At 65.7% G+C, this 11,999-nt stretch carries 12 protein-coding genes; 4 read left to right on the forward strand and 8 right to left on the reverse strand.

Translation table 11 applies throughout. The annotated features are described in order from the left end of the window. Positions 1-17 precede the first annotated feature (17 nt). Entirely contained in the window at positions 18-1,334 is a 1,317-nt protein-coding gene (locus tag ACQPYR_RS01945; RefSeq protein WP_433626884.1) for a class I SAM-dependent methyltransferase, read from the reverse strand. Then, positions 1,331-2,767, reverse strand: coding sequence for an FAD-binding oxidoreductase (locus tag ACQPYR_RS01950; RefSeq protein ID WP_433626886.1), 1,437 nt, complete (start codon positions 2,765-2,767; stop codon positions 1,331-1,333). The genes ACQPYR_RS01945 and ACQPYR_RS01950 overlap by 4 nt, the downstream gene beginning before the upstream one ends. A gap of 313 nt (positions 2,768-3,080) precedes the next feature. Between ACQPYR_RS01950 and ACQPYR_RS01955 the strand changes: the two genes are divergently transcribed. Beyond that, positions 3,081-3,515: an SRPBCC family protein gene (locus tag ACQPYR_RS01955; RefSeq protein ID WP_433626888.1), complete on the forward strand. Its 435-nt coding sequence runs from the start codon at positions 3,081-3,083 to the stop codon at positions 3,513-3,515. Positions 3,516-3,550: 35 nt separating this feature from the next. On the opposite strand, the gene ACQPYR_RS01960 is transcribed toward ACQPYR_RS01955, so the two are convergent. Both ACQPYR_RS01960 and ACQPYR_RS01965 read right to left on the reverse strand, forming a co-directional pair. Continuing rightward, positions 3,551-3,901, reverse strand: coding sequence for a VOC family protein (locus ACQPYR_RS01960; RefSeq protein WP_433626890.1), 351 nt, complete (start codon positions 3,899-3,901; stop codon positions 3,551-3,553). 16 nt (positions 3,902-3,917) lie between these two features. After that, entirely contained in the window at positions 3,918-4,733 is an 816-nt protein-coding gene (locus tag ACQPYR_RS01965) for a MerR family transcriptional regulator (RefSeq protein ID WP_433626893.1), read from the reverse strand. An 84-nt stretch (positions 4,734-4,817) separates the two neighbouring features. Between ACQPYR_RS01965 and ACQPYR_RS01970 the strand changes: the two genes are divergently transcribed. Then, the gene (locus tag ACQPYR_RS01970; RefSeq protein ID WP_433626895.1) at positions 4,818-5,462 is read left to right on the forward strand and encodes a hypothetical protein; all 645 of its coding nucleotides are present in this window, start codon (positions 4,818-4,820) and stop codon (positions 5,460-5,462) included. A 3-nt stretch (positions 5,463-5,465) separates the two neighbouring features. On the opposite strand, the gene ACQPYR_RS01975 is transcribed toward ACQPYR_RS01970, so the two are convergent. The 3 genes from ACQPYR_RS01975 to ACQPYR_RS01985 are packed head-to-tail and all read right to left on the reverse strand — an operon-like array spanning position 5,466 to position 7,107. Continuing rightward, a complete protein-coding gene (locus ACQPYR_RS01975) occupies positions 5,466-6,116 on the reverse strand; it encodes a LysE family translocator (RefSeq protein ID WP_433626897.1) in 651 nt (216 codons plus the stop codon). 36 nt (positions 6,117-6,152) lie between these two features. Next, positions 6,153-6,761, reverse strand: a complete 609-nt coding sequence (recR, locus tag ACQPYR_RS01980) for a recombination mediator RecR (RefSeq protein WP_040685989.1) — start codon at positions 6,759-6,761, stop codon at positions 6,153-6,155. Between the two features lie 13 nt (positions 6,762-6,774). Then, positions 6,775-7,107 carry a YbaB/EbfC family nucleoid-associated protein gene (locus ACQPYR_RS01985; RefSeq protein WP_387294117.1) on the reverse strand — a complete coding sequence of 111 codons (333 nt, stop codon included), beginning with the start codon at positions 7,105-7,107 and terminating at the stop codon, positions 6,775-6,777. Positions 7,108-7,283: 176 nt separating this feature from the next. On the opposite strand from ACQPYR_RS01985, the gene ACQPYR_RS01990 reads away from it, so the two are divergent. Further along, positions 7,284-7,892 (forward strand): hypothetical protein, encoded by a 609-nt coding sequence (locus ACQPYR_RS01990; RefSeq protein ID WP_433626899.1) that lies wholly within the window; start codon positions 7,284-7,286, stop codon positions 7,890-7,892. Here the strand turns inward: ACQPYR_RS01990 and ACQPYR_RS01995 are convergent. Continuing rightward, positions 7,870-8,097, reverse strand: a complete 228-nt coding sequence (locus ACQPYR_RS01995) for a hypothetical protein (protein WP_433626902.1) — start codon at positions 8,095-8,097, stop codon at positions 7,870-7,872. The genes ACQPYR_RS01990 and ACQPYR_RS01995 overlap by 23 nt on opposite strands. Positions 8,098-8,339: 242 nt before the next feature. Here ACQPYR_RS01995 and ACQPYR_RS02000 point away from each other — a divergent pair, with 242 nt between their 5' ends. Next, entirely contained in the window at positions 8,340-11,984 is a 3,645-nt protein-coding gene (locus ACQPYR_RS02000; RefSeq protein WP_433626905.1) for a DUF2126 domain-containing protein, read from the forward strand. Positions 11,985-11,999 lie beyond the last annotated feature (15 nt).

Below are 11,999 nucleotides of genomic sequence, written 5' to 3' on the forward strand. Positions count from 1 at the left end.
GCAGTATCAGTCGCTGATTACGGCTGCCACCACGGGCGCAGCGGCAGACCCGATTCGCCGTTCGGGCCCAGCTTGACGCCGAGCACCTGGTGCAACTGAACCACGTTGCGCTGGAAGCCGAGTCGGCAACCGGCCATGTACAGGCCCCACACCTTCGCGGTGCCCTCGCCGACCTCTTCGACGCAGGCATCCCAGTTGGCGACGAGATTCTTACACCACTCGTGCAGGGTGAGCGCGTAGTGCTCGCGCAGGTTCTCCTCGTGGATCACCTCGAGGCCGATGTTCTGGATCTCGGAGATGATCCGGCCGGAGCCGATCAGTTCGCCGTCCGGGAAGACGTAGCGGTCGATGAAGTCACCGGCCTTGGTGGTCCGGGTGTTGTCCGGCCTGGTGATGCAGTGGTTCAGGAACAGGCCGCCCTCGCGCAGCTTGCTCTTGATGTAGTCGAAGTAGAACGGGTAGTTGTGCACCCCGATGTGCTCGGTCAGGCCGATCGAGGAGACGGCGTCGAAGTCGACCTCCGGAATATCGCGGTAGTCGGAATGCCGCACTTCGGCGAGGTCGGACAGACCCTCTTCGGCGATCTTCTGCTGCGCCCATTCCGCCTGTTCCGCGGATAGGGTCGCGCCGATGACCTTGACGCCGCGCTTGGCCGCGTAGCGCACCATGCCGCCCCAGCCGCAGCCGATATCGAGCAGCCGGTCGCCCGCCTTCAGCCGCAGCTTGTCGAAGACCAGGCGGTACTTGTTCTCCTGGGCCTGCTCCAGCGTCCAGTTCTCGTCCCCGTAGGTCGCGCAGGTGTAGGTCATCGAGGGGCCGAGGACGTATTCGTAGAAGGTGTTGGAGACGTCGTAGTGGTGGTGGATGGCCTCGGCATCGCGAGTCTTGGAGTGCCGCAGGCCCTCCAGCGCGATCCGGCGCCAGCGCGGCAGCGTCTCCTGCGGCGGCGGCGCGATCGGCTTGAGCCGCTCCCAGCCGAGCGAGCGGGCGATGGTGACCAGCGCGAGCGCCGACGGACGGCGGAACTTCAGCCCGTCCATCACCCGGAGAATGTCGTACGGGTCGCCGGGGTGCACGCCGGTGGCGGTCATATCGCCGGCGATGTAGGCACGGGCCATGCCGAGATCACCCGGCGCGGTGGCCAGGTAGTTGATCCCACGCGGGGACTTGATCTCCAGGGTGTATTCCGAATCCTCCGGCCCGGTCGCGCTGCCGTCGTAGGCGGTCAGTCGAATCGGAACATCGCCGTCGATCAGCGTCTCGAAGATCTCGGCAATGCTGAGTTTTGTCCCGAGGTCCGCGAAGACATCGGAACGGTCCTTGAATGTAGTCATTTGCGTTGCACCGCCTTCGAATACAAATCCAGCAGTCGCTGGTCCGGGTCGTAGCGCTTCTTCAATTCGGTGTAGGTCTCGCCGCCGTACAGGGCCGCGAATTCATCCTTGCCGTAATACGAATCCGAGTACAGGGATTTGTGCCCGTCGAACTCGGTGACGGTCTGCTCGATCGCGCGGTTGGCCTTGCCCTCCTGCTGACCTGCGACGGTCGGCACCGCGGACCAGAATCCGACATTGACGTAGGTACGGTTCGGCTGCAGCGGATACAGCGGCCATGGACGCCCCGTCGCCGACGCGTCGTTTTCGCGCAGTCGCAGCGGGCACAGCCAGATCGGTTCGATCGGAATTTCGCGCAGGAACCATTCGACGAAATCCGCGGTCCGCTCGACCGGAACCTCGACATCCTGCACCACACGCTCGCGCGGCGGATTGCCCTGGCGGGCCTCCAGTTTGTCGCCGATATCGTACTTGTGATCGAGTGCGATGAGCTTCCAATAGAAGCTGCTGCGCCGGTAGCGCTTCGGCCAGAACCGGCGGATCTTCGGGTTCTGGGTGCCGAAGGCGCGCGAACACCAGAACCAGTCGGTGTCCCAGCGCCAGAGATAGTCGTGGATGCTCAGCCGGTCGCGTTTGGGCCGGTCGGAGTCGTGCTGGATGGACCGGTAGTAGATGTCCATGCCGGTGTAGTCGCTGACCGGGCCGGGTTCGTCGGTCTGTCGGCCGAGCGTCAGATAGCTTTCGTCAGCGGTGAAGACCACGCCGTCGAGGTAGTCGACGCGTTCGCCGTCGTGGGTCTTGTCTGTGACGATCCGGGCGAGGGTGGACTCCAGCTCGCGCAGGTCGTGGAAGCGGACGTGGCGCAGCGCCACATAGGGCTGGACGGTCTCCAGTTCGATCTTCAGGCGCACCGAGTAGCCGAGGGTGCCGTAGGAGTTCGGGAAGCCGCGGAACAGGTCCGCGTGCTCGCCATCCGGTGTCGCGGTGATGATCTCGCCCGCCCCGGTCAGCACGTCCATCTCCAGCACCGACTCGTGCGGCAGACCGCTGCGGAACGAGGTGGATTCGATGCCGAGGCCGGTGACCGCGCCGCCGAGGGTGATCGTCTTGAGCTGCGGCACCACCAGCGGGGCCAGGCCGTAGGGCAGTGTCGCGGCGACCAGATCCTCGTAGGTGGTCATCCCGGCGACGTCGGCGGTCTTGGCTTCCGCGTCCACCGCGATGACCTCGGCGAGGCCGGAAACATCCAGGCCGGGTGCGGCGTTCTCGGCCCTGGCCCGGAACAGATTCGAGGTCTTCTTCGCCAGTCGCACGTTGGCGTTCGCGGGTATCGCGCGGTAACTGGCCAACAGTCGGTCCACACCCGCTCGATGCGCGGCGAACCCTGATTCGTGTGCGGCCGATGCGCGTCCGGCCTTCCCCAACAGACTCACTGCCACTCCTCGACGCTAGTACGCACCGGTAACACAAGCCACTGCAAGGTCACCGACGAGGGATAAATGTCACGCATCTGTTGCATCGGGAATACCCAGGACTCGCCATGTCAGTCCGGCGGTGGTCCGGGCGGTTTCGAACACTCGCTTCGCACGACATATTGCATGGATCCCCTCCGGCGCAATCTGATCGGGAAGCCTAACAGTGCGGACCTGTCGGCGCGCGGTGATCAACAGGACCGACCTGGTCGTCGCACAGCCGTGGGGACAGGGCAGGATAGGAGCAAATCACTGCCCGGACAAGGAGCTCATCGTGGGACAGGTCAGCGCCAGCAGTTCGATCGCCGTCGCGGCGGATCCGCAGCGCGCACTCGAGGCCATCGCGGATTACGAGAAGGTGCGTCCGCGCATCCTCTCCGCGCACTACCGCGACTACAAGGTGGTCGAGGGTGGTCAGGGCGCGGGCACCGTCGCCGAATGGACCCTGCAGGCCACCGAGAAGCGGTCCCGCAACATCCACGCGGTCGTGTCGGTCTCGGATTCCATCGTGACCGAACGTGATTCGAATTCGACGCTGGTGAACACCTGGACGGTGACGCCGGACGGTACGGGTTCGCAGGTCACGCTGCGCACGTCGTGGCAGGGTGCGGGCGGCATCGCGGGAATCTTCGAGGGCATCTTCGCGCCGTTGGGGCTGAAGAAGATTCAAGCCGAGGTGCTCGCGAACCTGCAGCGCGAACTCTCCTGAGATAGCAGGGAAAGGCCCGATACACGGGCCTTTCCTTATCCGGCCGCTATATCGAAGAGATTGCCCTCCGGATCGGCCAGCGTCGCCCATTGCGTGCCGTACTCGTCGAAATCGCCGATGTGCTTGGCACCGAGGCCGATCGCGCGATCGATCTGCTCGCGCCAGTCCGCGGCCTTCAGGTCCAGGTGGATCACATTCTTGCCCGGCGTCTTGTCCGGCACCTGGATGAACATCAGCACCGGGGCCACGCCTTCGGCCATACCGACCGTGGCGAACTCCGGGCTCGCGTTCTCGTCCAACGGACGGTTCAACAGTTCGGACCAGAAACCGGCCAGCGCCGCGGCGTCGGCGCAGTCGAAGGTGATATGCCCGATCGTGAGTGTCATTGTGGTTCTCCTTCTTTCAGAGCCGACCGATGGGCCAGCAGACTTCGGTGCGGTAGGCATTGGGGTCATCGATTTCGCCTGGACCCAGGACGTACAGCTCACGGACGGGTTCGGCGAGCGAAGTGTCGTGTTCGGCGACATGGCTGCCGAGGGCGCCGTAGGTGCGGTCGAAATCGTCGAACGGGCCCGAGTGCACGGTGATCGCGAACCGGCGCGCGGGCAGTTCGATGACCGAGAGTTCACTCGGTAGCGCAATCCGCGGGTCGGCCGGAATCGGGATGAAAGCGGCGACCTCGCCACCGTCGTCCTCGAAGAATTCCATCGAATAGGTCGCGCCGTCGACACCGGCGGGTGCGATATTCGTCGCGGCCAACGTCTCGTGCAGCAGCGGATATGCGGCGGCACACCAGTCGCCGATCGCATCCCGGCTCACCGAATCGACGTACGCGAGTGCCGGAAATGCCGCGATCGACCGGTATTCGACGGTGATCGGCGCGGCCGGGGTGAGCAGCGAGCGCAGCGAAGCAACCACCGACTGCGTGCGCTGCAACTCCGCTTCCATGCGTTCGAGATGCGCCCGCAACGCGGCATCGCGGGCCTCGGTATTCGCGGCCGCCAGCACCGCCTTGATCTCCGGCAACGGCATGTCCAGCCCCCGCAGCCGACGGATCAGATGCGCCTGCGCAACCTGATCGACCGAATACCGCCGATACCCCGACCCCGCGTCGATCGCAACGGGTTCCAGCAGCTCGACCTCGTGGTAGTACCGCAGCGTCTTCACACTGAGATACGTCAGCCGGGCGAACTCCCCAATCGAAACTGTCGCTGCCATACCCTCCAGCGAACACTCTCCCCCCACGGGAGAGTCAACCTGGTGATCAGCTGTCCACTTCCTACTCCCCCGTACGCTGTTCTGGTGAGCTACGACCACGTCTTGTTGCCGTCCGGTGTCGCGATGACGATCGCGCAGGTCGACGCGTATCTGGCTACCCAGCAGGGGCGACCCGAGACGGAACCGGTCGTGGCGATGGCGGCGGAGCTGAACAGGCGCAATGCCGAACTACCCGAGCAGGACGGATTCCTGAGCACGGTTCCGGTCGGCGGCGCGGCGACCGGTGCGGTATTACACGTGCCCTGCCCGTACGACGCGATCGGATTTGTCCGGCAGTTGCTGTTCGAGATCGCGACACCGCTGAACTACGCCGTCTACGATCCGCAGCTGGCCTGGCTGATGGATCCGACCGGACATGTGCCCGCGCTGGTCACCCACGGTGGCGCGGGCGAGTTCCCCTATTTGACGAAAGCCCTTGCCGACCAGTGGATTTTCGAGCTGGCCCCGCCGAATCCGTATCTGGTCGTCGAACGTGACGAGCAGGTCTACATCCAGACCTACCGCGACAAGTCCGGGACATTCACCCTCGAATATCGAGATGGCGCACCGGAGAAGCACTTCGGCATCACCGTCACCGACCCGCAGACCGTCGCGGACCTGATCTGGGATTGGGCGATCGACGACCGCACCCGGCTGCGGGCCCTGCCCTGGAGTCGAATCACCGTCTGACGCTCACTGGTTCTGTACCGCCAGCCGACCGGCCAGGGCAATGAACGAGGCCCCGAATACCCGGCGCATCCAGGTGACCACGGCGGGCCGGGAAATCACCTGGTTGCGCACGGCGGCCGCGCAGGCACCGTAGATCGCGAACACCACGAAGGTGGCGAGCATGAAGAGCCCGCTCAGTTCGAGCATGCGCGCCAACGCATTCGGGGCACCGGTATCGCCGGCGATCGCTTGCGGGTCGCTCGAAAGGGTCGGCACGAACTGGGGCAGGAAGGCGAAGAAGAAGATCGTCAGCTTCGGGTTGAGGATATTGAGCAGCACCGCCGAGGTGATCACCTGCCGGGCGGAAGGAGTTCCGGCCTCCGCTTCGGGCACGGCCAGTGCGCCCTTGTCCCGGAACGTATTCCACGCCATGTACAGCAGGTAGGCGACACCGAGATACTTCAGCGTCTGGAAGGCGACGGCACTCGCATTGAGCAGTGCGGCCAGTCCGGTGACGGCCGCGACCATGTGCGGAATGATGCCGAGCGTGCAGCCGAAGGCCGCTATCACGCTGGCCTTCGTTCCCCGGGAAAGTCCGGCCGCCAGCGTGAACAGTACGCCGGTGCCGGGTGTGGCGACGATGACGAGCGTGGTCAGCAAGAACTCGATGCTCATCCCCGACACAGTAACCCGTGCACGGCCGAACGCAAGCTACAGTGCCCGCCTACCCGATAGCGCGCGGCCGAGAGTGAGTTCGTCGGCGAATTCGAGATCGCCGCCCATGGGCAGACCGGATGCCAAACGCGTCACCGACAATCCCGGAAAATCGCGCAGCATCCGCACCAGGTAGGTGGCCGTCGCCTCGCCCTCGGTATTCGGGTCGGTCGCGATGATCACCTCGCTGACATCGACGCCGTCCTCTTGATTGCCGATGCGTGCCAACAGCTCTCGAATGCGCAGCTGATCCGGTCCGATGCCGCTGAGCGGATCGAGCGCGCCGCCGAGCACGTGGTAGCGCCCACGGAATTCGCGGGTGCGCTCGATGGCCTGCACATCCTTCGGCTCCTCGACCACGCAGATCATGGTGCGGTCGCGGCGCGGATCCGAACAGATGCGGCACATTTCGTTATCCGAGACCGTGCCGCAGACAATGCAGAACTGCACGCCGTCACGCACCTTCTGCAAAGCGGCCTGCAGCCGGTCGATATCGGGCGGCTCGACCTGGAGCAGATGAAATGCGATGCGCTGCGCGCTTTTCGGACCGACGCCGGGCAACTTGCCCAACTCGTCGATCAGATCCTGGACCGGGCCCTCGTACAAAGACGTCCCCGGATCAGAAGTCGGGCAGACCCGGCAGCGACCCGCCGCCGGCCAGCGGGCCGAGCCGCTCGGCAGCCAGCTGCTGCGCGTTGGACATGGCGTCGTTGACCGCGCCGATCACCAGATCCTGCAGCCCCTCGACATCGTCTGGGTCGACGATCTTCGGATCGATGCTCAGCGTGACGACCTCACCGGTCGCCTTGATGGTGACCTGGACCAGCCCGCCACCGGCTTGCCCCTGCACTTCGGTCGCCGCGATCTCGGCCTGGGCCTGCATCACCGCCTGTTGCATCTGCTGCGCCTGGGCGAGTAATTGCTGCATATCGAACTGACCACCGGGCTGCACGGCTTGTCCTCTCTGCGGAAAGTGTCGTCGTCCAGCCTAGTGGGCGCGGTAACAGCGGTGTCCGCAGCCCCGAGCCGCCAGATAACAGTTCGATTTTTAACCAGATGTCTGCGAGGCCACCGTCTTACGATCGATACAGGGTCGGGGACCGGGTGTGGTGAGTTCTGGAGACAGCAATGCGCGCAAACCGAGTTCTTTTCATGGGCACCGCGGTGCTCACACTGGGATTTCCCAGTCTGTTCCTGGGGGCAGGCCTCGCCGCCGCCGACTCCGGCATCGTCGACCCCGAGGTTGCCGATGCCGAGGTCGTCGATACGGCGGTGGACTATGGCGGCGGGTGTGTCCTCTATCCCGACAATCCGACCGCCACCATCGACTCGCTGCGGTCGCAGTGCTCGGCCGAACAGCAGGACGCGATTTTCCGCAATGCCCCGCGCGGCGAGGTGCCGAGGGGAGTTACGAACGGCTGGGTGACCAGGCCTCCCATCATGGAGGTGGTGGCCCCGGCTTTGTGGATCGGTAAGACGTTCTACACCGGCCCCGACGGTGGGTTTCTGGTGAACCGGGTCACCCAGGCGGGCCTCGAGGCCTGGCAGGCCGATGTGTACACCGCACCTGCGATCACCGATGGCGGGCCGACCTGGGCGTTGAACTATGCCCCGTCACCGACCCCGCAGGTCTACGACGAGATCCGTGAGGTCACGCCCAATGTCTGGTTCGGCTACTCCTGGTGGCGCGGCTACTTCCAGACCACCTTGCTGCTCACCTTCGCGTTGACCTACTAGCTCGGGCGGTGCGCGTGACGTCCCGTGCCGCGCAGGCGCAGCCGCCGGCAATGTCACCGCAGTCGACGACGAAGGCGTGCCGTGCGTGGTCGAGATCGATGCAGTCCGCATCGGTGCATTCGGCGGTGCGGCCGAGGTGGACGATGAGGGTGCCGTGGCAGTGGTCGGTGGCGGATTCGCAGGACGGACACGTCGGCGTGCGCATATGGCCTCCAGACGAGATCGGTTCGTGAATCGGTCATAGCATCCGTCCCGGACAGGTGGTGGGAGATCGGTCGCGTGTCGCGCGACAGCATCGCCGACGGCGGCTGTCCGGAAACCGACTGTTCAGGCTGCGTCCCCGCGGTGTGCGCGACGGGCCCGGAGGCGGCAGCTTGCGTAACCACGCAGGGCCCCGGGAAGACCGCAATTCGAATGCAGCCGGCTCGGTTGTGATGAACTTGCTGCATGGGCATCAAGGTGTCGCTCGAACACCGGACCACCTACACCTTCGACCGGTCGGTGCAGGTCCACCCCCATGTCGTGCGACTGCGGCCCGCGCCGCATTCGCGGACCAGGATCGAGGCGTACTCGATGCGGGTCGTCCCGGGCGATCACTTCTGCAACTGGCAGCAGGACGCGTTCGGGAATTTCCTTGCCCGGCTGGTCTTCCCGAATCCGGCGCGGGAGTTGTCCATCACCGTCGGGTTGATCGCCGATCTCGAGGTGATCAACCCGTTCGACTTCTTCATCGAGGATGTCGCCGAGCACTTTCCGTTCGCCTACAGCCCGGAGTTGGTCGCGGATCTGGATCCGTATCTGCGTCCGGTCGATGAATCCGAGCCGGGTTCGGGACCCGGTGCGCTGGTTCGCGAATGGGTGCGCGCGTATACGCCGACCGATCGGCCGCGCACCATCGATTTCCTGGTCGCGGTCAATCAGGCGCTGCGCGATGACGTCGGGTACATGATTCGGATGCAGCCCGGTGTGCAATCGCCGGACCACACCCTGCGCAGCGCGATCGGGTCGTGCCGTGATTCGGCGTGGTTGCTGGTGTCGATACTGCGGGAATTCGGGCTGGCGGCGCGGTTCGTCTCCGGATATCTGGTGCAGTTGGCGCAGGACGTGCCCGCACTCGACGGGCCGTCGGGACCGCCCGCCGATTTCACCGATCTACATGCCTGGACCGAGGTGTTCCTGCCCGGTGCGGGCTGGGTCGGCCTAGATCCGACCTCCGGACTGTTCGCGGGCGAGGGGCATATACCGCTGGCCGCGACACCGCATCCGACCTCGTCGGCGCCGATCACCGGCACGACCGGGCGGACCGAGACGACCATGGATTTCGCCAATACCGTGCGGCGGGTGCATGAGGATCCGCGAACCACATTGCCCTACACCGTATCCCAGTGGGAGCGGATCACGGCCGCGGGTGCGGCGGTCGACGCGCGCGTGGCCGATGTCGGGCTGACCATCGGTGGCGAGCCGACGTTCGTATCGATCGATGATCAGACCAGCCCGGAATGGACGACCGAGGCGGACGGGGCGCGCAAACGCGAACGCGCCGTCGATCTCGCCGATCGGTTGCGTCGCATCTATGCGCCGACCGGGTTGGTGCAGTATCGGCAAGGTAAGTGGTATCCGGGAGAACCGTTGCCGCGCTGGGAGATTGCGGTCGCGTGGCGCGCCGATGGTGCACCCGTCTGGACGCGTCAGGATCTGCTTGCTGATCCGTGGACGCCACCGAGGATGGTTGCCTCGGTGGCGGAGGGGGAATCCGTCAGTGTGGAGCCGATGGCTGAGCACTCGGGGGATATGACACGGCAGCGTTCGACTGCGGCTGATGGCGCGGTGCCGAGCGATGGCTCAGTGGTCGGCTTCGGGCCAGGTGATGGCGTCGGGAAACTCGCGGTGCTGGAGCACGGTTCGATCAGTGGCCGCGCGACTTCGTCAGGGCCGCAGTCTCATTCGAATGTTTCAGGCGGTGGATTCCCTACCGCGATGACCGGGGATGGGTCGGCTCCAGGCACCGCATCCACTGTTCGTACCCCGTTGCCGGCACCCGCCGGTCCCGAATCCGCCCGGTCGCTGATCGCGCATATCGCCGCAAGTCTCGGCCTGCCGGACACCCAGGTGCGTCCGGCCTACGAAGACCCGCTGGCCCGGCTGGCGGGCAGTGTCCGTGCGCCCGAAGGTGATCCGGTTGACCCGGCCGATGATCTGGAACAGGATTCGGCGCGGGCGCGCAAGGAATTGTTGGCGCGGCTCGACACGGCCGTGACCGCACCCGCCGCCTATCTGCTTTCGCTGTATCGCCGCGCGGACGGTGCCGGTTGGGCCAGCGCCGACTGGCGTATGCGGCGCGGCAAGTCGTCCGACCAGCCGGAGGGGCGAATCGTATTGTCGGAGGGCGACTCTCCGGCCGGTCTGCGGTTGCCCCTCGATGCCGTCTCATGGCAGCCGCCGGGTCCGCGCCCGGACAGTGATCCCCTGTTCCTGGGACCGCTACAGTTACCGCGGACCGAACCATCCGCCGTGGTGGATGACCCGGATCGGGAGCCGACCACCGCACTTGTCGGCGAGGTCCGCGATGGCAGACTGCACGTCTTTCTGCCACCGCTGGAAGAACTCGACGACTTCCTCGAGCTGATCCAGCGCGTCGAGGCCGCCGCGGCGGCGGTGGATCAGCCGGTGGTGCTCGAGGGCTACGCTCCGCCCGTCGATGCCAGGCTGCGCACGCTCTCGGTGACGCCGGATCCCGGCGTGATCGAGGTGAATGTGCAGCCGACCGCCTCCTTCGGCGAACAGGCCGAACTGCTTTCGACGCTCTACGAGCAGGCCCGACTGGCCCGGCTCGGCACCGAATCCTTCGATGTCGACGGGACGCACAGTGGAACCGGCGGCGGCAATCACATCACGCTCGGCGGGGTCACCCCCGCGCGCTCACCGCTGCTGCGCCGCCCGGATCTGCTGGTGTCGCTGCTGACCTACTGGCAGCGGCATCCGGCGCTGTCGTATCTGTTCGCCGGTCGCTTCGTCGGCCCGACCTCACAGGCGCCTCGGGTGGACGAGGGCCGCGAGGACGCGCTGTACGAATTGGAGATCGCCTTCGCCGAAATCGCTCGGCTGAGCAGGGATTCGGACGCACCGTGGCATATCGATCGCGCGCTGCGTCATCTGCTCACCGACCTCACCGGCAATACCCACCGCGCCGAATTCTGCATCGATAAGCTCTACAATCCGGAAACGGCAAGGGGCCGACTGGGGTTGGTGGAGCTGCGCGGCTTCGAGATGCCGCCGCATTTCCAGATGGCCATGGTGCAGTCGCTGCTGGTGCGCGGCCTGGTCGCCCGGTTCTGGGCGGAACCGTTGCGGGCCGGACTGATTCGGCACGGCGCGAATTTGCACGGCCGCTATCTGCTGCCGCATTTCCTGATGACCGATATCGCCGAGGTGGCCGCCGACCTGCGCGCGCACGGCATCGAATTCGACACCAGCTGGCTCGACCCGTTCACCGAATTCCGCTTCCCGCGCATCGGGACCGTGGTGCTCGGCGATGTCGAACTCGAACTGCGCGGCGCGATCGAGCCGTGGAATACCCTCGGCGAACAGACCGTGGCGAGCGGCACCGCCCGCTATGTCGACTCCTCGGTGGAGCGGTTGCAGGTCCGGGTGGTCGGCGCGGACCGCGACCGTTTCGTGGTGACCTGCAATGGGATGCCGGTGCCGCTGCTCGCCACCGACAAGGCCGATGTGCAAGTGGCCGGAGTGCGCTATCGCGCCTGGCAGCCGCCCAATTCGCTGCATCCGACCATCACCGTCGACGCGCCGCTCGTATTCGATCTGATCGATGCCGAGACCGGGTTGTCCCGCGGCGGCTGCACCTATCACGTAGCGCATCCGGGCGGCATGGCCTACGCGGAGCCGCCGGTCAATGCGGTGGCTGCGCAATCGCGCCGCAACCGGCGGTTCGAGGCGGCGGGCCACACCACTTCCCGGGTCGATCCAGGGGTGCTACGTGCGAAGATGGCAGCACAGTCCATCGACATCGGTGCGCCGGGCATCCTCGATCTGCGGCGGGCGCGCACGGTGTGGGGACTGGTCAGCGATCGGTAAGCGAGGGGCGGAGGT

The organism is Nocardia sp. CA-120079, assembly GCF_050955745.1.
In the GTDB taxonomy this organism is placed as follows: domain Bacteria; phylum Actinomycetota; class Actinomycetes; order Mycobacteriales; family Mycobacteriaceae; genus Nocardia.

What these genes read in the sequence shown, in the direction of transcription:
- ACQPYR_RS01975 (WP_433626897.1), bottom strand. Translation starts at nt 6,116, where the DNA reads ATGAGCATCGAGTTCTTGCTGACCACGCTCGTCATCGTCGCCACACCC.
- ACQPYR_RS01960 (WP_433626890.1), bottom strand. Translation starts at nt 3,901, where the DNA reads ATGACACTCACGATCGGGCATATCACCTTCGACTGCGCCGACGCCGCG.
- ACQPYR_RS01990 (WP_433626899.1), top strand. Translation starts at nt 7,284, where the DNA reads ATGCGCGCAAACCGAGTTCTTTTCATGGGCACCGCGGTGCTCACACTG.
- ACQPYR_RS01965 (WP_433626893.1), bottom strand. Translation starts at nt 4,733, where the DNA reads ATGGCAGCGACAGTTTCGATTGGGGAGTTCGCCCGGCTGACGTATCTC.
- ACQPYR_RS02000 (WP_433626905.1), top strand. Translation starts at nt 8,340, where the DNA reads ATGGGCATCAAGGTGTCGCTCGAACACCGGACCACCTACACCTTCGAC.
- ACQPYR_RS01995 (WP_433626902.1), bottom strand. Translation starts at nt 8,097, where the DNA reads ATGCGCACGCCGACGTGTCCGTCCTGCGAATCCGCCACCGACCACTGC.
- ACQPYR_RS01945 (WP_433626884.1), bottom strand. Translation starts at nt 1,334, where the DNA reads ATGACTACATTCAAGGACCGTTCCGATGTCTTCGCGGACCTCGGGACA.